The following is a 22,678-nucleotide window of genomic DNA, read 5'->3' on the forward strand; positions in this document are numbered from 1 at the left end:
TCAGCTCCAAACGTAATTAAAAATTACGGAAAATTAAAAGGGATTTTGGTTAAAAATCCCTTTAGTTATTATTTTATCAATGTTTTTACAACTAACGTCTCAAAGTGTCAGTCGAATTTATCAAAGTATCATTAATTGTGTTGCCTGAAGCATCAGTTTTTTGCTCAATTCTGATTTCTTTTCGAACTTCTTGCTTGTGTTCGGTTGTAATTGCCTTAACTGCAATGTATGGAGCAATAACCAGGGAAACAATAGACATTAATTTAATCAAAATGTTCATCGAAGGACCTGAAGTATCTTTAAAAGGATCACCAACGGTATCTCCGGTAACGGAAGCCTTATGTGGTTCTGATTTTTTATAGTGCATTTCTCCATTGATCATCACACCTTGCTCGAAAGATTTTTTTGCATTGTCCCATGCTCCACCTGCATTGCTCTGGAAAATTCCCATTAATACACCAGTAACCGTTACACCGGCCAATAAACCGCCTAAAACTTCAGGGCCAAAAATAAAACCAACAATTACGGGGGTAATTAAGGCAATGGCACCTGGCATCATCATTTCCCGAATGGATGCTTTGGTAGAGATGGCTACACATTTTTCGTATTCTGGTTTTGCCTTGTATTCCATAATACCCGGAATTTCCCTGAACTGGCGGCGAACTTCCTGTACCATGTCCATTGCCGCTTTACCTACTGCCTGGATACAAAGTGCGGAGAAAATAAAAGGAATCATCCCACCTACAAACAAGCCTGCTAAAACCGGTGCTTTGTAAATATCAATGGCAGAAATACCTGCAATACCAACAAAGGCTGCAAATAAGGCTAATGAGGTTAAAGCTGCAGATGCGATGGCAAAACCTTTACCAGTGGCGGCTGTGGTATTACCAACAGCATCTAAATTGTCGGTACGTTCGCGTACTTCCGGTGGAAGCTGACTCATTTCTGCAATACCACCAGCATTATCCGCAATCGGTCCGAAGGCATCAATCGCCAGCTGCATGGCTGTGGTAGCCATCATACCTGCGGCTGCAATAGCCACGCCATATAAACCCGCAAAGTGGTAAGAAGCCATAATTCCTCCTGCCAAAACCAAAATCGGAATTACAGTAGATTTCATTCCGACAGATAAACCTGCTATAATATTGGTGGCATGGCCGGTAGAAGACTGTTGAATGATTGAATTAACAGGTCCTTTGCCCATGGCCGTAAAATATTCGGTAACAATACTCATAATGGTACCCACCACTAAACCCACAATAATGGCATAAAATACATTAATGCTCGAAAACTCATATCCACGCAGGCTTAAAGTTTCTGGTAACATCCACTTCACAATAAAAAATGAAGCTACTGCGGTAATCAAAATAGACGACCAGTTACCAAGGTTTAAGGCCGTTTGAACATTCGATTTATCATCTTTAATGGTAACAAACCAGGTGCCGATAATGGAGAATATAATGCCTAATCCACAAATTACCATTGGGAGCAGGATAGGAGACATGCCTCCAAATTTATCAGTTACATTAATTTCTTGTCCTAAAACCATAGTGGCCAGGATGGTTGCCACATAAGAGCCGAATAAATCGGCACCCATACCTGCCACATCCCCTACGTTATCGCCCACGTTATCGGCGATGGTTGCGGGGTTACGTACATCATCTTCAGGAATACCAGCTTCTACTTTACCTACTAAATCGGCACCCACATCGGCAGCTTTAGTATAAATACCCCCGCCAACACGAGCAAAAAGCGCAATGGATTCTGCACCTAAAGAAAATCCGGTTAAAACTTCTATTGCGGTTTTCATTTCAACGCTGTTCACTGAAACTACATTAAAATGCTTAAGGAATACAATAAATAAGCCACCCAAACCTAAAACGGCTAGTCCAGCCACACCCAGGCCCATTACAGTACCGCCTGTAAAAGAAACTTTTAAAGCTTGTTTTAAACTGGTTCTGGCGGCCTGCGTGGTTCTTACATTGGCTTTAGTGGCCGATTTCATCCCTATATAACCTGCAGTGGCAGAAAATACCGCTCCAATAATAAATGAAATGGAAATAATCCAGCTCGAATGCAGGTGGATGCCATTGATTTCGGTAATTGTTCCTGAATAAGCTAACAGAGCGGCTGTAAAAACAGCAAAAATACTTAATACCCTCCATTCGGCTTTTAAGAAAGCCATAGCACCATCTGCTATATAGCCGGCAAGCTCCTGCATGTTCTCATCTCCTGCATCTTGCTTATTTACCCAGGCGCTTTTAATCATCATAACAATAATCCCAACAAGGCCCAGAGCCGGGATAAAGTAAATTAAATTGTTTTGTAAAAAATCCATAGTTAATAATTGGTTTATATTTGGTTATTGGTTTGTTAGTTCATTAGCCATTGGTTCATTGGTCATTGGGTTAACTGATTAATTGTTTAACTGATATTAGACGCCAGGCGTTGTGTTCCAGACTCCAAACTCCCAGCTCCAAACTTGTATCGTCAGTTATTCAACTCCAAACTCCCTACTCCAAGCTCCCAACTTAATACTCCCTGCTCCAAACTCTTCGCTAGCAACACTCTAGCAAGATAACAAAATATTCTTGTGGTTAAAATTTTACAGCACCTGCGAATAAATTTTTGTCATCGTAAAATAATATCCTACAATTTCTTTTTTTTAAATAAATTAGCCAAAACTAAACTGAACTAAAATGGAAATTCAAAAGGAAGGTAAGCCTTCTAAAAGAAAATTAAGCCTTTTTGATGCTACAATGCTCGTAATGGGGTCGATGATCGGAAGCGGTATCTTTATTGTTAGTGCCGATATTATGAGGAATTTGGGCTCTGGTTATTGGTTAATTGTGGTTTGGGTAATCACAGGGGTAATGACGGTTGCGGCAGCTATTTCTTATGGAGAACTTTCTTCTATGTTTCCTAAGGCAGGTGGACAATACACTTACCTGAAAGAAATTTTCGGTAAAATGATGGGATTTCTTTACGGCTGGGGGCTGTTTACAGTAATCCAAACGGGTACCATTGCTGCGGTTGCTGTTGCTTTTGGTAAGTTTACCGCCTATTTAATACCTGCATTAAATGATGCTGCGCCAATTTTTCAAAGTGGCAGTTATAAAATTACCTGGATACAGATTTTAGCCATCGCGGTTATTCTGCTTTTAACCTATATTAATACTAAAGGTGTTGAAGGCGGCAAAATATTACAGAATATTTTCACAGGGTCTAAAATTATTGCTTTAATCGGCTTAATTGTTTTGGGTTTTCTTCTGGTTAAAAATAGTTTTTGGAGTGGGAATATGGCCCTTGGGTCGAGCGCTTTTAATAATCTTAAAACAGATCTTAGCGGGAATTTTCTAAAATCAGGCTGGGAGTCCATTTCCGGAATGGCCATAATGGGGGGCATTGCCGCGGCAATGGTGGGTTCGGTATTTTCGAGCGTAGCCTGGGAAAACGTAACCTTTGTTTCAGGAGAAATCGAAAATCCAAGAAAAAATGTGGTACGCTCAATGGTTTTAGGTACCACCGCAGTAATGATCCTTTATTTATTGGTCAATTTTGTATACCTCAATACCTTAAACAGGGATAGTATTGCTTTTGCGTTAAACGATAGGGTGGCGGTTGTAGCTTCTGAGCAGATTTTTGGCAGTGGAATTGGTACTATTGTAATTGCCGTACTGGTGATGATTTCTACCTTTGGTTGCGTTAACGGAATCGTGCTGGCTGGTGCCAGGGTTTTCCAGAGTATGGCAGAAGATGGCATGTTTTTTAAAGCCGCACTTACAAATAATAAAAACGGGGTTCCCGAAAAGTCACTTTGGATGCAGGGGATCTGGGCCTCAGCCTTGTGTTTAAGCGGACAATATGGCAATCTTTTAGATATGATCTCCTTTGTTATTGTACTCTTTTATATGATTACCGTTTTTGGTGTTATTTATTTAAGAATAAAAAAACCTGGTTTAGAAAGGCCTTATAAAACATGGTTATATCCCATTACACCAATTATTTACTTATTAATAGGTGCCGCATTTTGCATTTTGCTCCTTATTTATAAACAACAATATACCTGGCCGGGGCTGGTAATTGTGTTGTTGGGGGTTCCTGTTTACTTTTTTATTAATAAAAAAGAGCAGAAAGCTTAAGTTAAAATTAATACCATACCTCGCCGGTTTTAAAAGCCCGCGAGGTTTTTTTATGCCATAATAATTTAAAATCTTTTTTTGAAAATCAGGGTTCTGTTCCAATCGGTTGGGGAAGCCCCGTTATCCGCTTTACGCCCCCGATAGAAAAAATCGGGATCGTGTTCGCTACTACCGGGTTTAGTTTGGTTGGTTTTGTGCAGGGAACATCGTTTTATAAACCCGGCATGGCAGATACCGGCCCAGTGGCTAAGGCCTGCAGGCGTATGAGCACGTGGCGGGACTAACATTAAAATGAAACCCAGGTTTTGCTTTTCACCAAAAAACAGCATTGGTTTTAAACCCCGTTCGTTTCTCCTAAACCCTAAACCCTAAACCCTAAACCTTCTGCCTTATACCTTATATATGTACACCCAATCTCACATCTCACTCCTAATATCTCAAATCTCACCTCTCCAATCTCACATCTCGTTCAAAATCCGTATTTTTGCAGTAAATGGGAACACTAGTAGATTCAGGTATAAAAGGTTATAAAAATTACGGCACGCATTTACGCGAAAAGTATAAGGGGCAACGTGTGTTTAAAGTAATTGTGGATGGTGGTTTTACCTGCCCTAACCGCGATGGCAGTAAAGGATTTGGCGGATGTACCTATTGTAATGTAGATTCTTTTACGCCGGAGCCTTCGCGTAAAAACCCGAATATTAAAGATCAGCTCGAAGAGGGGATGTTGAGGGCGAAAACATCTTACAAGGCCGATAAGTACATTGTGTATTTTCAACCTAATACCAATACTTATGCACCGGTACATTATTTAAAGATGATGTACGATGAAGCTTTATCGATTAATACGGAAGATATTGTTGGTTTTGCTGTAGGTACACGCCCTGATTGTATTGATGCAGAAAAGGTAGCTTTATTAGAAAGTTATACCGACCGCTTTGATGTGGATTTAGAGATGGGCATGGAATCGATCTATGATGAAACCCTCGATCAGATTAACAGGGGTTGCAGTCATGCTGAGTTTGTGGCTGCGGTAGAACTTTTAAAAGATAGTAAGCTTGATTTGTGTGTGCATACCATTTTTGGCTTCCCTTGGGAAACCAGGGAGCAGATGCGCGGTTATATTCATGAAATTAACCGTTTTCCTCAAATTAAGTTCGTAAAATTTCACCACCTTCATGTGGTAGAAGGCTCTATCATGGGGGCGAAATATAAAAAAGAACCGTTTAAATTATTTTCTTTAGAAGAGTATACGGATTTACTCTGCGAATTAATCCCGCTTTTACGTCCGGATATTGTTATTCAACGTCTTTTCGGCATTTCAGACTGGGATTTACTTATTGCACCTAACTGGGGGCTTAATAAATCGGCAATTCAAACCTATATGGATAAAGAAATCGAAAAAAGAGGAGTGGTTCAGGGTTCTGAGTATTTTTAGTAAAAAGAATAAATTTTAATATAATTTTTATAAAAACCCATGATATTTCATGGGTTTTTCTGTTATTTATAAGTTTTTAAGCTAAATTTTTATAATTTTTAGTTAAAATCATACAAAATATGGGTAATTTATGATTTTGTTTTTATTAAAATCTTGTATTAAAATCGGCTGTATTTTTTGTTATTTTTATTTTTAAGGTTAATTTTTGTGTTGTTTTATAAAAATTACTGTTTTTTATTAAAATATTTCAATTTAATAGTGTAAAAAATACATTATGTCGTATTTTTATAAAAATAAATAACCAAAAATCCCATTATTTAAATAATACTAACAAATTAAACTAAAAACTATGAGTAAATTTTCCTTTAAACAGTTTGCGCCCTTCGCGATTTTGATGATCGTCGCGATTTTCGCTCTATTTATTCCACTTCTCCCAAATTTTGATGAAGGTAAATACAGTGCACCCGATATTGCCTTTATTTTAATCGCTGCTGCACTTGTATTTTTAATGACTCCGGGCCTTGCATTTTTTTATGGTGGTATGGTTCACCGCAAAAACGTGTTATCTACCATGATCAAAAGTGTTGTAGCTGCAGGAGTAATTACCGTTTTATGGACAGTTGTTGGTTTTAGTTTGGCTTTTGGTGATACCATTGGCGGTTTTATCGGAAATCCATCAACATTTTTGTTCTTTAAAGGGGTAAATTCTGGTGCACCACATCTTCAGGGCGGAGCAGACTTAACCATTCCGCTTTCTTTATTTGCAGTTTTCCAGTTAATGTTTGCCATTATTACCCCAGGTTTAGTGGTTGGTGCGGTAGCAGAGCGTATTCGTTTTACTTCGTATATCTTATTTATTGTTTTATTCGCCATTTTCGTTTATTCTCCATTGGCACACTGGACCTGGCATCCACAAGGTTTCTTGTTTAAAATGGGTGTATTAGATTTTGCCGGTGGTACCGTAGTTCACATTTCTGCTGGTATGGCCGCTTTAGCTGGTGCATTGGTTTTAAAACGCAGAAAATCTCACCTGGAGCATAAAGAAGTTCCACCTGCAAACATTCCTTACGTATTAATCGGTACAGGTTTATTATGGTTCGGTTGGTTTGGTTTTAACGCAGGTTCTGCATTAAGCGCAGGTAGTTTAGCAGTTTCGGCATTTTTAACTACAAATACCGCTGCAGGTGCTGCTGGTTTATCGTGGATGTTCTTTGATGTAGCTAGAGGTAAAAAACCTTCGGTATTAGGTTTCTGTATCGGTGCAGTAGTTGGTTTAGTAGCCATTACGCCAGGTGCTGGTTTTGTAAGCATTTCTTCAAGCATATTTATCGGTGCCATTGCCGCTGTTATTTCTAATCTTGTGGTTTCATGGAAACAAAAAACAAGTTTAGATGATACTTTGGATGTTTTCCCTTGCCATGGTGTGGGCGGTATTGTTGGTATGTTGTTAACTGGTGTTTTCGCTACCAAAACAGTAAATGCTGCTGGCGCCGACGGATTATTTTATGGCAACCCGGCTTTCTTTATTACCCAGTTAAAAGGTGCTTTAATCGTAATCATTTTCAGCTTTGTGGTGTCATTCATCATTTTCAAATTTGTAAACTTGATTAATCCAATCAGGGTTTCTGAAGAAGAAGAAGAATTAGGATTAGATGCTTCTCAACACGACGAGAAATACTCGCAAGGTACTTTATTGGTTGAAGAAAGAGCCATCTATATTGAAAGAAACAGTCCATTAACCGAACCAGTATCTTAAGGATTTTATAATATCTAAACTCAAATCAAGCTCAAACATGAAGAAACTTTTAACCGCTATTTTTGCAATGGCAAGCGCAAGCTGTGCCATGGCACAAGAGACCACCACATCACCACTTGAAATTTCAGGGTCGGTTGATACGTACTTTAAATATGATTTTGCCAAAAACCCGTTAAACGGAAAAACATCTTTTGTAACCGATCATAACTCGGTTTCGTTGGGGATGATTGATATTGCGCTAAAGAAAAAAACAGGTAAAGCCTCTTTTGTTGGCGAGTTGTCTTTTGGTCCAAGGGGCCAGGGCCAGTCTATCCCTGATGCATCAGTTAATCCCGTACCATCAGCTTCGTCTTTTCATATCCAAAACTTGTATGTGAATTATGATTTTACCGATCAGTTTTCGATGACGGCTGGTTATATGGGTACGTTTATTGGTTACGAGGTAATTTCTCCGGTAGGAAACTTCAATTATTCTACTTCATATTTATTTACCAATGGTCCATTCCAAAATGCGGGTATTAAAGCAACTTATAAATTCTCTGATAAAGTAAGTTTAATGGCCGGTTTATTTAACGATTGGAACGTTTACAGTGCATCGCGTGGTGTTTCTGCAATTGGCGGTCAGTTAATGGTTGCGCCTGTTGAGGGTTGGACGGCTTATATCAATGCCTTATCTGGTGCTGGTTATGGCGGTTACGGAACCATTATCGATTTAACTACTTCTTATCAGATTACCGAAAAATTTAAACTGGGTTTAAATGCGGCTAATTACGATATTAAAGACAGTTCGGTACAGGGAAGTTATGCTGGTGCTGCATTGTATCCACAGTACGCGGTGGCTGATGCCGTTACAATAGGTTTAAGGGGTGAGTATTTTAAAGCTAAAGCTTATGGTACTACTGCTGCAAGTTCTACTACAGCTTTAACGCTTACAGCCAATGTTAAATCGGGTGGTTTAACTTTTATCCCGGAGGTAAGGTTAGACCATAATAGCGATAAACCATTCTTTAACAAGAGCGGAGCAATTGCACCTAATGCAGGCCAGTTCTCATTGGCAGCAGTTTACGCTTTTTAAGGTCATAATTTTTAATATCAAGCCGTCCTGCTGTAAAATCAGGATGGCTTTTTTTATCTTTAAATATTCGTTTAGTCCATTAATTTATTCTGATGAAATACATTACGCTGCTTCTTTTAATTGCCTGTTCAATTGATCTTTCTGCACAGCAGAAACAGTTTACCAAAGATGATAATGGTAAATTTATTTACTATAAAGTGGTCGATTCTCAATCGTTAAGCAAAGATACTTTGCTACAAAGGGCTAAATCTTTCATCAATACGGCTTATAAAAAATCGATGACGCAAGAAAGTATTACCGATTCTTCTGTTTTAGCCAAAGGGACGATGGTTATTGATAAAACAGTTTTGGTTGTTGGTCATCCAAGTGGAGAAGTAAGCTACAGTTTTATGTTTGAGGCACGTAACGGGAAATACAGGTTCTGGTTTACTGATTTGTTGTACATTCCATACCAGCGGGATCGTTATGGAAATTTTGTTGCCACAACTAAAACAGGAACACCGCTCGAACGTAGTCCTGGTAAGCTTAATGCAGGTGCATGGAAGGATGTGGTAAACAGTACCTATAATAAATTAGAGAAACTGGGGGATGAGTTTAAAAAGTATTTGGCAACCAGTAAAGCCGAAAAGGCCAAAAAGAAAACAGAAACCATTTCTACTAAAAAATGGTAATATTTTTAAATTAAAACTTACCGAATAATTCCTCAACTTTTTGATAGCGGAATTTAAAAATTTCGTTGATTTTATTGTTTACAATAACGGCATTTGCAATACCACCAATGGGCCCCCAACCTATGCTATAGTGTAAAATATCGTGCATTAAAACTCCTCCATCTATTTTTTCGAAATGGTGTTGATGGTGCCAGAAAGCAAACGGCCCAAAGCGCTGTTCGTCTATAAAATATTCTTTATCCTTAACATGCGTAATCTCGGTTACCCAGCTCAATTTAATTCCAAACAAGGGCGAAACTTTATAAGTGATAATCAGGCCGGGATACATTTTGGTGTTGGCCATGTTTGGCGATGTAACGTCAAAAGTCATGTCTTTCGGGGTAATCTCTGCGAGGTTTAAAGGCGAAGAGAAAAAATCCCATGCCTTGTCTAAATCAACCGGGAGTTTTTGAGTAAATTCTATTCTATATGTTTTCAAGCTCTTGTTTTAGAAAGACAACAGCAAAGATGAGGTTTTGTTGAGAACAATAAAATATTATTAAAGACCTGCGGGGTTTGGAAAGGCGCAATGAAGTGAAGAACCATTGTAAATAAACTGATAGAACGAAAAGCCCGGAACGAAGAATGAGTGAGGACTTGGAGGGATAGCAGGACCGCAGTAACCTAAGTGTGCAGACCTCGCTTTTTCCAAAAATATTGACAACCTAAGCCACCTGAGTATATTTAAGTGAATCGGTTAATTAATTTTTTTAGACTTCGCAAGTTTTTAAAACCTGCGAAGTCTGATTAAATTAATGTACCATCTTATCCGCACAGGTAGAGCTGGCAAATGCTTCTGGTTTAGCCTTAAAAATAAAACCCATACTTAAAATATAACCCATGGCATCGTTAAGTGCCTTGTTCGATTTAAACGACGGGCTGGTGTTAATATCGGCATGTACCTCTAAAGCTACATCATAAATATCAAGTAAATCGCAGATGGAATAAGCGGTTTCGATTGACTTCTGTACTTCCATCAGCATTCTTTCTTTGATGCTTACTTGTTGTGTGCTTTTTTCCTGGTGGATGTACATAAAACCACCGTGGTGCTCTCTTACTAATACAATTACCGTTGCAAAATCGGTTATTGCACCTTTAACCTGAGAGTCGGTACCGATGCAAACTTTAAGTTTAAAACCGTTTTCGCTTTCTCTGATAATTGCATTTTCTACTTCTTCGAGGATGGAAGACTGAATAACTTCACCACTAAATTTTTTCCACGTCATACATGTGTTTTTTTGAGGTTAATTCCAAAGGAATCCCTTTGGGACAAATGGTAATCAGGTTTTTATAAAAATAAGCGCTAAAAATTAAATACGTGTTAAGTGTAAGTTGTTTATTTGCTAACAAAAAGTTAGTTATCAACAAGTTAGTGATAATACTTCGGATCAGTTTATAAATTATTGAAACAAATTATTTTTTGCCCCGTTAAATAATAGTACATTCATTAAAACTTTTTAATTATGAAAGCAGAATTAATTCAGGAACTCCAGTTATTACAAAATAGCAGGGCCAATAAATTTGCAGATGAATTGGCTGACAGGATTTTATCTTCAGTTGATGCCGTTAATGAAAAGGTGCAGTCATCTATGTCTAAGCGTGGTAACATGTTGATGTTGTTAGATAAAACATTAAATTTTTCTACCCTGCGTAAACTTAGAAACAGATTTTTTAAGCCATAGCTTAATACCCTGCTTTTGCCCTAAAGAGAAATGATTACCTTTATGGCGGAATGATAGAAAATGCTTTAAAAAAATTAAATATTTCTGCACTAAATGAGATGCAGGAAGCTTCTTTGCAGGCGGCTAAAACCGGTAAAGATGTAATATTGATTGCGCCAACGGGTTCAGGTAAAACGTTGGCCTTTTTATTGCCTTTACTTTCCAGTTTAAAAGCAGAGGTAAAAGGTGTTCAGGCTTTAATATTGGTGCCTTCGAGAGAACTTGCCTTACAGATTGAGCAGGTTTTTAAACAGATGGGTACTTCTTTTAAGGTAAACTGTTGTTATGGCGGCCATGCAGTAAGGATTGAAAAAAATAACCTTGCCCATCCACCCGCAGTTTTAATTGGCACCCCGGGCAGGATCGCTTACCATTTAGAACATCAGAATTTTGATGAATCTTTTATCGAGACATTAGTTTTAGATGAATTTGACAAATCGCTTGAATTTGGTTTCGAAAATGATATGTCATACATTATTGGTGCATTACTTTCGTTAAAACAACGCATACTTACTTCGGCAACCAAAATGGAAGAAATTCCAAACTTTGTAAAACTGAAAACACCTGCAGAAGTTGATTTTTCAAAAAATGTTGAGGCGAAGCCTGATTTAAAGCTAAAGAAAATAACTGCCCCGGCTGATGAAAAGCTGGATTATCTTTTCAGGCTATTAAGCAAAATTGGAAGCGAAAATACGCTGGTTTTCTGTAACCATAGGGAAACGGTAGACCGGATCAGCGATCTGCTTTTCGAAAACGGTTTAGGGCATGATGTTTTTCATGGCGGAATGGAACAATTTGACCGTGAAAAGGCATTGCTGAAATTTAGGAACGGCAGTCACAGGATTTTGATTACAACTGATCTTGCCGCCCGCGGTCTGGATATTCCCGAGGTAGAACATATTGTGCATTACCAGTTACCCTATACCGAAGATGCCTATATTCATCGCAATGGCAGAACTGCACGGATGCACGCCAAAGGAACAGCCTATGCCATTTTAACCACTAAAGAACATTATAAATATTTACCTGATGACATTGAAGAAGAAGTTTTATCAGATAAATACAAATTGCCCGAAGCCAGCGATTGGGTAACCTTGTACCTGGCCCATGGTAAAAAAGATAAAATTAACAAGATCGATATTGTTGGTTTATTTTTGCAAAAAGGTAATTTGTTAAAGGACGATCTTGGATTAATCGAAGTTAAAGATACCACCAGTTATGTAGCTGTAAAAAGAAACAAAGTGGAAAAACTATTGAAAACTTTAAGCGGTGAAAAAATTAAAGGAAAAAAACTTAAATTAGAAATAGCAAGTTAGTTTGGTTCATTCGTCATTGGTTAACTGGTTAGTTTTATAAATTGGTTAATTGATCGAAATGTCATTGCAAACTTAAAACCTTCCAACTTTACAACCTTTAACAATTAACAACATTCATTCAATCATCCAGTCATTCAATTATTAAAAAAGCATGAGCAACAACGATATATTAAAAAAACTAAGAGTAGCCTTATCATTAAAAACAGAAGATATTATGACCATTTGCGACCTGGTTGGCTTTAAAGTAACCAAGGCGGAGTTAGGCGATATTTTCAGAAATGAAGACCATGAGAATTTTAAACCTTGCGGCGATCAGATCCTGCGTAATTTTTTAAACGGTCTGGTTATTTACAAAAGAGGTCCGAGGGATGAGAAAAAGCAATAATTTATGCTTTTTATTGTTTTTTATACTGATCACTTTTTCCTTTAACGCTCTCGCTCAGTCTCAGTTTAAAATAAGTGGCAACGTAATCGATTCTTTAAAAAAGCCCATTGAGGGTGTAAGTATCCGATTGATTACCGACAAAGATACCCTTCGCTCAAATACTGATTCGAAAGGTAATTTTACTTTTCCAAAAGTAAGCCGCAACAAATTCTACCTCAGCATTACAGCATTGGGTTATAAACCTTTTGCATCACTTTATGAACTCGAATCTGCTAAAAGGAGCACCGAGCTTGATCCGGTTATACTCAAAACCGAAAGCATCAGGCTCGATGATGTAGAAGTTAAAGTAAAGGTAGATCCCATTAAAATTAAAAAAGATACCATAGAATATAATGCCGGCGCTTACACGGTAAGAGAGAACGACAAAGTAGAAGACCTGTTAAAACAATTGCAGGGTATAGAAGTTGATGAAAAAGGCGCTGTTACGGCAATGGGAAAAAAAATGACCAAACTGCGGGTTAATGGTGAAGACTTTTTTACCAGTAATGTAGAAGATTACATCAGACAGTTGCCTGCCGATATTATTGCCAAACTCCAGGTTATAGACGATTATGGTGATGAAGCCAACTTTACAGGTATAAAAATTGGTACTCCGCAAAAAATGCTCAACCTCGTTACCAAACCCGGCATGGATAAAGGGGTTTTTGGTGGAATGAACGTGAGTTCGGCCACCAATAATGCACATAACCTGGGCACAAATGGCAGCATCTGGAAAAAAACAAAACAGATTGGTTTTGGCGGCCGTTACGGCATTACCAATAATGAATTTACCAAAATGAACAATGGTGGTTTAAATGGTAATATCAGGGATAAAATTTCGAAAGAATTTAGCGTAAACGGGAGTTATAATTTTAGCAATGGTACCAATAGTTCTATCCAGAGTAATTACCTCGAAACATTTAATCCGCAGGGAACCATTTACGATTTAAGGGAAAGTAACAGTAACTCGAATTCCTTAAACAATAATATTAACCTTGGTTTAAACGGTGCCACGAAAAAGAATTATTTCAACGCTTCCTTGGCTGGGTCTTTGGCCAATACCCGCAGTGATGCTTTTTCTACCTCATACAAAACTGGCTTTATCAGGCAGGATCTGACTTCTAATTCAGGGTCCCGTAGCAATAATCCTAATCTAAACGGAAGCATCAATTGGTCTAGGCGTTTATCCAATAATAAACGGTCGCTTTCGATGGGTTTTAATTTTGGAACAAACGGCGGAAATTCCAACAGTACCATTAACGATATGATTCGTTATTACAACGAAACTACCAACATCCTCGTTAAAGATTCGCTCCTGAACCGTATGGTAGAAAACAATACTTCAAGCTCCAATTTTGGTGGTAACATCCAATTTTCCAACTCGCTGAAAAAACCAAACGATAGTGCCGGATATAGTTTTATCAACCTGTCATACCGGTTTTCGGTAAGCCGGAGCCGCAACCTGCAAACTACCACAGTTACTAATCCATTTGGAAACCGTTTTGAAGTCGACTCATTAGGGCAGGATTATGTTTCGAATTTTATTAATCAGAACATTAGTATCGGTTACAATACCAATTCTAAAAGAATCAGTTATAATTTGGGCCTTAATTTTTCGCCGAGTATCATTATCGGTAAATATCAAAATACCGGACAGGAATTAAAAAATTATCAATTAAATTTTTCGCCTTCAGCCAATTTAAGTTACCAGATTAAAGACAACGGAAATTTGAGTTTTGGCTATAACGGTTATACCAATTCTCCCGATTTTAATAAACTGCAACCCATTAGGAATAATAACGACGTACAGAACCTGATTATTGGAAATCCTGATCTGAAAGCCACATCGAGCCATACTGCAGATCTTAGTTATAACAAATTTGGCCTTAAATCCGGACTGAGCATTATGGCCGGTTTATCGGGTACTTTCGCCATTAACAGCGTGGTAAGCAATACCATTTTCTTACGGGATACCCTGAACAGTTTAAAGCAGCAAACTACCTACGAAAATGTAAATGGTATTTATAATGTAGGGGGTAATTATTCGCTGAATAAAAGGATGCTGGATAATAAAATTTCCCTATCTATAAACGGAAATATTGCCTATAGCCACAATGTTTTTTATACTGATAATGTATTAAACCGGAGTAGCGGAATTAATGTTTCCAATGCGGTTAGGTTTAATATTAACCAGAAAAAATACTCTTTTAATACCAGTGCATCCTATAGTTTCAGTTCAAACACTTATTCTGTAATGAACCAGAATATTAAAAATGTGCAGGTTTTGGCCTTAAGTGGTAGTGCCAGCTGGATTCCCAATAAACGTTTCAGGGTAAATGCGTCCGCTTCTAAAAGTTTAAACTTTGGCTATAATTTATATGCGGGTAACCCTTTGCTGGTAAACATGGGATTAAATACCTCTTTCCTTAAAAACAATAAACTGGTTTTTTCTGTTCAGGCAAATGACCTGTTTAACCAGGGCGCACTTTTTAGTACGAGTATTACCAATAATTCCATTTCTGAGAACAGAACAAGGTTTATCAGCCGTTTTGTGCAGGCTACGCTAAGTTATAACTTAAGTCAGTTCGGGGCCAGAAAAAGCAAAGCAAATGGTAACTTTAATAGTGCAGAGTAAAATAATTAAATCCGAATTATTTAGTTTAGCAATTCTCGCGGTTACCTATTCGTTATCCCATGAAAAGAAAAATTCTATTTTTTTTATTGTTGCTTTTTTCAAGCACTTTGTATGCACAGGATCAGAAAAGAGATTCATTAAATAATCATCCGAAAAAGGAAAATTTTGCCGATGATTGGGCTGCCCTCACCAAGTATCAGAGAGAAAACGAACTTTTAAGTCTGCCAAAACGAAAAGAAAAAAGGGTAGTGTTTTTAGGAAGCTCGATTTTTGAATTCTGGAAGCAGAAAGACCCGGAATATTTTAACAACAATCCTTATGTAGACAGGGGAATCAGCGGGCAGATTTCGCCGCAATTGCTGATCCGTTTCAGACAGGATGTGATTACTCTCAAACCTAAAGTTGTGATTATCTTAGCTGGTAGTAACGATATTTCTGGAAATACTGGCCATGTAACCAACGAAAAGATAATGGATAACATTAAATCGATGGCTGAACTGGCCAGGTTGCACCACATTAAAGTGATCCTCTGTAAATACCTGCCGGTTTATCAATATCCATGGAACAAGAGTATAAAACCTGCAGAAATTATTGTTTCCCTAAATGAAATGATTGTTGCTTACGCAAAAGAAAAAAACTATACCGTTCTGGATTATTGGACCCCTTTGGTTGATGAACGTAAGGGCCAGCGGCCCGAATTAACGGTTGACGGGGTGCACCCCAACCTTGCCGGTTATAAAATAATGGAAGGAGTAACAGATGTGGCGATAAAAAAAGCGTTAAAAAACAGGCACTAAGTTAAGTTCATTGGTTCATTAGTTCATTGGTTCATTGGTTAGCATGATGCAGAAGGAATCCGTGTTTTCTGTGAATCTGTGGCTAAAAATTGATTGATTCAATTATCAAATCATTCTTTTCTGTCATTGGTAGAGGTTAGAATTTTTTCAATACATTGGAGGTTTAATGACAGTGCGTATAATCGTCATTGCCAGCCCGACTGGCAATCGTAATATCTTAGTAGAGATTGCAGGTTGCATTAAGATTTCCGCCTGCGCCTATCGTGTGGACACATCTTTTTTAAATTTTTGTGGCGTTATGCCAGCTTGCTTTGAAATAACACAGCCCTAACCGAAGAACTCCGTCAATCCCAAGTGGCGGAAGAATCAAAAAAACAGTTGCACAATAGGACAACTTGCACTACCAAACCTGAAACGCAGTGGTTTTGTGAAAATATCAATCAAACTTTCATTGAGCAGAAACGAGCAAAACAAAGTGCCGATGTTTTTTTGATGAGCGTGGGATCGTGAGAAGCCACATTGCCGGATTGACAAAGCATTTTTGCATACTTTTGATGCGTCAAAAGTTTGATGCCCCGCGGCATAGAGCGGGAAAAGAATCTTTATAATTAATTGTGTCCACACGATAGGCCTGCGCGGGAATGACGACCACCCTTTAGAATCTGTCATTGATAACGACATCAGGGAGGAGGAAGTTTTTTATTTTTATGAATTTTCAATAATATTTGAAAGTTTAATAAGTTTTATTTATTTTTACATCGTGAAAGGGAAAATAGGAGAGAAAAGTTTATAAAAGACCTCATAAAGTCTTATTTTTTTAATCTTTATTTTCAATTTTTCCTGAAAGTTAAATAATTATAAAAGCTAAATCGTTGGTTATGGATTACAATATACTTGGCTATGGCATCTTTATAACGGTTATCGTGTTTATCATTGTAGTTGTTGGGAAAATATGCTACCGCAATGGAAATATCTTTGTAGCCGAACTGATTCCCGACCACCTTGATCTTTGTCAGCAGATTAATAAATCACTGCTGGTTTCTTATTACCTGGTCAATATTGGGTATTGCGCCATGACGCTGGTAGGGTGGGAGACGATTAACTCATCACAACAGTTGGTAGAAGTAATGGCGGTAAAAGTGGCAACCATTGTTTGCATCCTATCCATACTCCATTATTTAAATATCTATTTGCTTACCAATACCATACATAAATTAATAAAATAACACCTTAAACTTTTCATTATGGAAACGACAAAAATTTTAATCGGCTATGCAGTTTATTTACCAATTGCACTTTTTCTGACTTTTTATGTTTCAAAAACGCTGTTCAAAAACAGCAAGATATATATGCTTGATATTTTTAAAGGGAGGGAAGAGATTGCCAATGCAACCAATAAACTTTTCGAAACGGGCTTTTACCTGCTCAATATCGGTTTCGCACTTTTGATTATGAAGATTACGATCAGCGCAAACGATTACCGCAGTTTAGTTGAGGCACTAAGTTCTAAAATAGGTGGTTTTGCCATTTACTTAGGGATTATGCTGTTCATCAACCTGTATTTCTTTTTCAGGGGAAAACGCAAAGCGAAAGAAAACCAAAGACCTGTGCCTTTTACGCAGCCTATTTAATAGTTAAGAAAAGAAGTCAGGTTTTTAAAACTTGACTTCTTTGGAATCGAAAATATATTTAAAATTGCGCCTCTCAAACAAAAAAGTCCCGATTTTTATCGGGACTTTGTATTAATCTAATTTTTTGTATCTGATGCGTTTTGGAGCAACATCACCTAACCGTTTTTTGCGGTTTTCTTCATAATCGGAATAGTTACCTTCGAAGAAATAAACTTCTGAGTTACCTTCGAAAGCAAGGATGTGCGTACAGATCCTATCCAGGAACCACCTATCGTGACTGATTACTACGGCACAACCACCAAAGTTTTCTAAGGCTTCTTCCAGTGCACGTAATGTATTTACATCAATATCGTTGGTAGGCTCATCCAGTAACAAAACGTTAGCACCTTTTTTCAAGGTAATGGCAAGGTGTACACGGTTACGCTCACCACCAGATAGTATACCTACTTTTTTCTGCTGATCGCCACCGTTAAAGTTGAATTTTGAAACATAGGCACGTCCGTTAACTGCTTTGGTACCCAGTTGAATGTTATCCAAACCATCGGTAATGTTTTCGTAAACGGTTTTATCGGCATCAAGATCGTTGTGCATCTGATCTACATAACCAAGCTCAACGGTTTCACCCACGCGGAAAGTACCGCCATCGGCTTCTTCCTGACCGGTAATCAGGCGGAATAAAGTGGTTTTACCCGCACCATTGGGACCGATAATTCCCACGATACCTGCAGGAGGAAGGGAGAAGTTTAAATTATCGAACAATACTTTATCGCCATAGGCTTTGGTTACATTGGTAGCTTCAATTACTACATTACCCAAACGTGGCCCTGCAGGAATGAAAAGTTCCAATTTGTCTTCTCTTTCTCTGCCATCTTCTGAAGCTAATTTATCGTAGTTGGCTAAACGGGCTTTAGATTTTGCATGTCGTGCTTTTGGCGCCATACGTACCCATTCTAACTCACGTTCTAATGTTTTCTGGCGTTTGCTCTCGGTTTTCTCTTCCTGTGATAAACGTTTTGCTTTCTGATCTAACCAGCTGCTGTAATTTCCTTTCCATGGAATACCTTCACCACGGTCTAATTCTAAAATCCATCCCGCAACATTATCTAAGAAATACCTATCGTGGGTTACTGCAATAACGGTTCCTTCGTAGTTTTGCAAAAATTGCTCTAACCAATCGATACTTTCAGCATCCAGGTGGTTGGTAGGCTCATCCAGTAACAATACATCAGGATGTTGCAGCAATAAACGGCACATGGCCACACGGCGGCGCTCACCACCTGATAAAACTCCGATTTTGGTATCAGGATCAGGACAACGTAAGGCATCCATGGCTCTTTCCAGTTTCGAATCGATTTCCCAAGCACCTAAAGCATCAATTTTATCCTGAAGCTCACCTTGTCTGGCCATCAGTTTATCCATAGCATCAGGGTCAGAATAATTTTCTTCTAAACCGAAAGCTTCGTTTACCTCTTCATATTCTTTTAAAATAGCGGTTACTTCGGCAACGCCTTCTTCAACCACTTCGCGTACGGTTTTCTCTGGATCAAGGATCGGTTCCTGTGCCAAATAACCCACCGAGTACCCTGGCGAGAACACCACTTCACCCTGGTAAGCTTTATCTAAACCGGCAATAATTTTTAAAAGGGATGACTTACCGGAGCCGTTTAAACCGATAACGCCGATTTTAGCACCGTAAAAGAAAGAGAGATAAATATTTTTTAAAACCTGTTTTTGTGGCGGGTAAATTTTATTTACACCTGCCATTGAAAAGATTATTTTTTCGTCAGACATTATAATATATGTGATTTAAGGGTATAACACTCATTGATTGGACAAATCAGGAACAAAAATTAAATCCTGCCGGATTGTTAAGATATTCTGAACCATGTTCATCCTAAAGGTTACAAAGATAAGGAAGGCTGGGAGCTAAGCAAATGCTTTGTGATATAAATTGGCTGTTACCAATTGTTTTTATAAATGCCAAGCCATTTTAAACAGTCTTTTTCTTCCGTAAAACGGTAAGGATGGAATGCTATATATCGGGAATAATTTAAGCTGTTTTTAATGATAAATTTTTTGATATACCTATGGCCTTCGGCATAAATTTTTTTCAAATCAAGGAAGTCTTTATCCTCGTTTTCGGTAATTAAATCGAATGATAAAACGCTTTTGTATTTGATAATGGTTTTGTTTAAATCGGCAGAAAAAAACGAACAATGATAGGTAATATCAATGTTTGCTTCATTTTCTGAACGTTTATATACATTTGTGGTAATCCTGATCGTTGGCATTACTATTTCTATCTTACGATCTGTTTTGCGCCCCAATGTAACAAGCTGGTGTTTGTTATCGTGATGAATATATGATTCATCTACTGTATACTTGAGCAGGTTATGGTGTTTATTGAATATTTCCATAATGGGTTTGAAAATGGTGTTAATCTTTTAAGCTTACAGGCAAGCAACAAAAATATTTTTTTCTATCGAGTCAATTCCGATGATGCAATTATCCATCATTATGATTGGTTTATGCATTTTTCACCTGCACTCCAAATGATAGTTTTAGGTAACCAAATTTAAAACCAATATTATGAGCGCTGTTTCTGTAACGCGGATTTCGCTATGTCATCTCGGCCGGGATCGAAAGATTTTGTCACGAAATCCTGTTTTTCTTCAAGGCTGTAATTGTATTTCGTTCGGATTTTAAAAACATCACCTGCATACCTGTAAAAGATCTAAATATATATTAATTCACCCCTAAACAACCAAATTATGTTAAAAAAATCACTATTGGCAGTACTAATGCTTCTTAATGTCTCAGTAGCCTTAAATGCAAAAACCGGAGTACCCGCAGTTAAGAAACACGCTTTTTTTGCCTGTACCTTTACTCCGAACAATTCAAATCTTTCGTATACTTATGCTTCAACTTCTTTTAGTTTAACCAGTGTAAACTATGCTGCTACTTATTTCGGCAGCAATCCATATTCTCAAGGACAGTGGGAAGTTGGTGTAGTTATTGGTTCTGTTGACTGTCATCCCGCTACATATATATATGGTAGAAAATTACAGGCAGATGGCCGTATCATGGAAACCGGCATTACAGCGTCTGGCTATGTAGTGGTAAAATGGGTTTCTGGCCCACCAATGCCATCAAGCGGCCCAATGAATTATGCCGTTGAAATGGGTAATGTAAATATTTCCAGTACCGGCGGATAGGTTTATTATCCTGTTATTTTATTCCGGATCTTAATATAGGTATATTAATTTACCGCTTCTGGTGGATAGCCAGAAGCGGTTTTTTGTTAAAAAGAAGCAGCACTACATGATGCAGCGTTCATTAAATTTTTGTGAAATATTCCCAGCCCGAAGCTGTTGCGCGGGTGCAGGTCATGGCTTGTGTACCATTTTCGCTCGAAATGAATTTTCCGTTATTGCCCCTGAAAGCTATTTTTCCATCTGCTGCAACAACCCAGTCGAATTTTTCCCAATCGCTGATGGTTGCACGGTTACAGGTAATGGGTTGTGTACCGTTTTCTGATGATACATATTTACCCATGCTTCTTAAAGCAACTTTGCCGCCGCCAGCATCTATCACAGTAAAGCGTTCGGTAGATTGTGCAGTTGTGGTGGTACAAGTCATGGCAGCGGCACCATTCTGTCCACTCACATATTTGTTATTAAAACCTTTTAGCGAAATTACCGTACCGTATGGAATGCTTGGGTTTCCGTTGTTTACGCGTGCAACAATAGTATCGTAAATGGCACTGAGTAAAGAATTGCCACCTGTTGCATCTGCATTCAGGTCCCATATCATGATCCCGCCTGTACTGTCATAAGCTAAATTTGCTTTATTTTTAATTGTCGGAATACCGTTGTAACCTACATTTCCAAAAGTATCTGAATTCGGACTTCCGCCCTGGGCCAGAATATCTTTATAATCGACATAAGAACTTGATGAACGGCCATAGAAAGGCACACCCAAAGTAGTTTTAGCTGCAGAAAGCCCACGGCCCTGCCAGTAATTAATCGAGTTTACCGCATAATTATAGGTAGAGTGGTTGGCACCGCCGCCATCGTAGGCCATGAGGTTAAGAAAATCTACCGCATTAAACACTGCATTTTGGATACTTCCACCGCCCTCAGAAACCACAGCTGCGGTAAGCAGTTTCCCGTTATTATGAAGCGCAGTGCTGAGCTGCTGCATCAGCAGCGTATAATTATTTGCAGAAGTTCCGTTATCGGGATATTCCCAATCGATATCCACACCATCCAGGTTATACTGGTTTACAAAATTAATCATGTTGTTGGTGAAATTGGTGCGGTAGGTAGAATTTGCAGCAAAACTCTCAAAAGCGCTATCATTTCCATTGTTCCAACCACCAACGGCGATAAGCACTTTTACACCTGCTGCATGACCCGAGCTCAACAGGCTTTGAAGTTTAGATGGATTATCTAAAGGCTGTAATCCGCCGGTTGAATTTGGCAATACAAAGGCATAATTTATATGGGTAAGTTTGCTAAACTGGATTTGATTAACGGCGCCTGCCCAGGATGGCATGTAGCCTACAACCCTGAATGATGAGCCTGGGATAAGCTCAGTGGTAGCAATTTCTTTTTTGGTGTTATTAAATGGTTCCTGGTCCTGTTCTGGATTCATTTCCGATTTTTTACAGGAATAAAGAACAGTTAGGGCAAGCAGGGTACCCAGCCATGTTTTTGTTGCATTTCTCATAAGTTTTTTTAATTAATTGGTTAGTGATTTATGTAGGTTATTTATCTGCTGATGTTTTTGATATTGCAGTACAGCTATGGTAAAAGCGCATAAATTTTCCTTCATTAAAAAAATGATGCGCAAATAACCTAACTCCGGTACCTTTATCAATACTAATGTAAATTTATTACGTAAAATATGTAAGTTTAATATTACGTATAAGTAGTATATATATGTTTTTTAGCGCGTTCTAACGATTGAAATATTTTGATGAAAGCAGAAATGCTTACTAGCTGACTGAGGTTTTTATTAAAAAAAGATTC

19 protein-coding genes are annotated in these 22,678 nt (G+C 38.1%); 13 read left to right on the plus strand and 6 right to left on the minus strand.

The features are described from left to right. Positions 1-91: 91 nt before the first annotated feature. Positions 92-2,338: a sodium-translocating pyrophosphatase gene (locus R2R28_RS18800; protein WP_316827223.1), complete on the minus strand. Its 2,247-nt coding sequence runs from the start codon at positions 2,336-2,338 to the stop codon at positions 92-94. A 361-nt stretch (positions 2,339-2,699) separates the two neighbouring features. Between R2R28_RS18800 and R2R28_RS18805 the strand changes: the two genes are divergently transcribed. From R2R28_RS18805 to R2R28_RS18825, 5 genes are all read left to right on the plus strand, one after another. Then, a complete protein-coding gene (locus tag R2R28_RS18805) occupies positions 2,700-4,142 on the plus strand; it encodes an APC family permease (RefSeq protein ID WP_316827224.1) in 1,443 nt (480 codons plus the stop codon). Between the two features lie 493 nt (positions 4,143-4,635). Continuing rightward, a complete protein-coding gene (locus tag R2R28_RS18810) occupies positions 4,636-5,580 on the plus strand; it encodes a TIGR01212 family radical SAM protein (protein ID WP_316827225.1) in 945 nt (314 codons plus the stop codon). Positions 5,581-5,929: 349 nt separating this feature from the next. Continuing rightward, positions 5,930-7,336 (plus strand): ammonium transporter, encoded by a 1,407-nt coding sequence (locus R2R28_RS18815; protein ID WP_316827226.1) that lies wholly within the window; start codon positions 5,930-5,932, stop codon positions 7,334-7,336. Between the two features lie 37 nt (positions 7,337-7,373). After that, a complete protein-coding gene (locus tag R2R28_RS18820; RefSeq protein WP_316827227.1) occupies positions 7,374-8,411 on the plus strand; it encodes a porin in 1,038 nt (345 codons plus the stop codon). Between the two features lie 92 nt (positions 8,412-8,503). Next, the gene (locus tag R2R28_RS18825; protein ID WP_316827228.1) at positions 8,504-9,082 is read left to right on the plus strand and encodes a DUF4468 domain-containing protein; all 579 of its coding nucleotides are present in this window, start codon (positions 8,504-8,506) and stop codon (positions 9,080-9,082) included. 10 nt (positions 9,083-9,092) lie between these two features. Here the strand turns inward: R2R28_RS18825 and R2R28_RS18830 are convergent, their stop codons facing one another. Continuing rightward, positions 9,093-9,560, minus strand: coding sequence for an SRPBCC family protein (locus R2R28_RS18830; protein ID WP_316827229.1), 468 nt, complete (start codon positions 9,558-9,560; stop codon positions 9,093-9,095). A gap of 313 nt (positions 9,561-9,873) precedes the next feature. Beyond that, positions 9,874-10,347, minus strand: a complete 474-nt coding sequence (locus tag R2R28_RS18835; RefSeq protein ID WP_316827230.1) for a ribonuclease H-like YkuK family protein — start codon at positions 10,345-10,347, stop codon at positions 9,874-9,876. Between the two features lie 237 nt (positions 10,348-10,584). Between R2R28_RS18835 and R2R28_RS18840 the strand changes: the two genes are divergently transcribed. The 7 genes from R2R28_RS18840 (at position 10,585) to R2R28_RS18870 (ending at position 17,645) form a co-directional block, all read left to right on the plus strand. Beyond that, a complete protein-coding gene (locus R2R28_RS18840; protein WP_316827231.1) occupies positions 10,585-10,803 on the plus strand; it encodes a hypothetical protein in 219 nt (72 codons plus the stop codon). Between the two features lie 50 nt (positions 10,804-10,853). After that, the gene (locus R2R28_RS18845; protein ID WP_316827232.1) at positions 10,854-12,158 is read left to right on the plus strand and encodes a DEAD/DEAH box helicase; all 1,305 of its coding nucleotides are present in this window, start codon (positions 10,854-10,856) and stop codon (positions 12,156-12,158) included. Between the two features lie 151 nt (positions 12,159-12,309). Continuing rightward, positions 12,310-12,543 (plus strand): DUF1456 family protein, encoded by a 234-nt coding sequence (locus R2R28_RS18850; protein ID WP_316827233.1) that lies wholly within the window; start codon positions 12,310-12,312, stop codon positions 12,541-12,543. Next, positions 12,527-15,217 carry a TonB-dependent receptor gene (locus R2R28_RS18855; RefSeq protein ID WP_316827234.1) on the plus strand — a complete coding sequence of 897 codons (2,691 nt, stop codon included), beginning with the start codon at positions 12,527-12,529 and terminating at the stop codon, positions 15,215-15,217. Before R2R28_RS18850 ends, R2R28_RS18855 begins: the two co-directional genes overlap by 17 nt. 59 nt (positions 15,218-15,276) lie before the next feature. Further along, on the plus strand, positions 15,277-16,014 hold the full coding sequence (locus R2R28_RS18860) for a GDSL-type esterase/lipase family protein (protein ID WP_316827235.1): 738 nt from the start codon (positions 15,277-15,279) through the stop codon (positions 16,012-16,014). 878 nt (positions 16,015-16,892) lie between these two features. Next, entirely contained in the window at positions 16,893-17,240 is a 348-nt protein-coding gene (locus R2R28_RS18865) for a hypothetical protein (protein WP_316827236.1), read from the plus strand. Between the two features lie 18 nt (positions 17,241-17,258). Then, on the plus strand, positions 17,259-17,645 hold the full coding sequence (locus R2R28_RS18870) for a hypothetical protein (RefSeq protein ID WP_316827237.1): 387 nt from the start codon (positions 17,259-17,261) through the stop codon (positions 17,643-17,645). A gap of 111 nt (positions 17,646-17,756) precedes the next feature. Here R2R28_RS18870 and ettA read toward each other — a convergent pair whose 3' ends face one another. Both ettA and R2R28_RS18880 read right to left on the minus strand, forming a co-directional pair. After that, positions 17,757-19,436, minus strand: a complete 1,680-nt coding sequence (gene ettA / locus R2R28_RS18875; RefSeq protein WP_316827238.1) for an energy-dependent translational throttle protein EttA — start codon at positions 19,434-19,436, stop codon at positions 17,757-17,759. A gap of 167 nt (positions 19,437-19,603) precedes the next feature. Then, a complete protein-coding gene (locus R2R28_RS18880; RefSeq protein WP_316827239.1) occupies positions 19,604-20,062 on the minus strand; it encodes a hypothetical protein in 459 nt (152 codons plus the stop codon). Positions 20,063-20,416: 354 nt separating this feature from the next. Between R2R28_RS18880 and R2R28_RS18885 the strand changes: the two genes are divergently transcribed. Beyond that, positions 20,417-20,860, plus strand: a complete 444-nt coding sequence (locus R2R28_RS18885; RefSeq protein ID WP_316827240.1) for a hypothetical protein — start codon at positions 20,417-20,419, stop codon at positions 20,858-20,860. Between the two features lie 121 nt (positions 20,861-20,981). Here the strand turns inward: R2R28_RS18885 and R2R28_RS18890 are convergent, their stop codons facing one another. Further along, positions 20,982-22,376: a glycosyl hydrolase family 18 protein gene (locus R2R28_RS18890; protein ID WP_316827241.1), complete on the minus strand. Its 1,395-nt coding sequence runs from the start codon at positions 22,374-22,376 to the stop codon at positions 20,982-20,984. Positions 22,377-22,678 lie beyond the last annotated feature (302 nt).

It is taken from the genome of Pedobacter miscanthi (assembly GCF_032678605.1).
GTDB lineage: Bacteria > Bacteroidota > Bacteroidia > Sphingobacteriales > Sphingobacteriaceae > Pedobacter > Pedobacter miscanthi_A.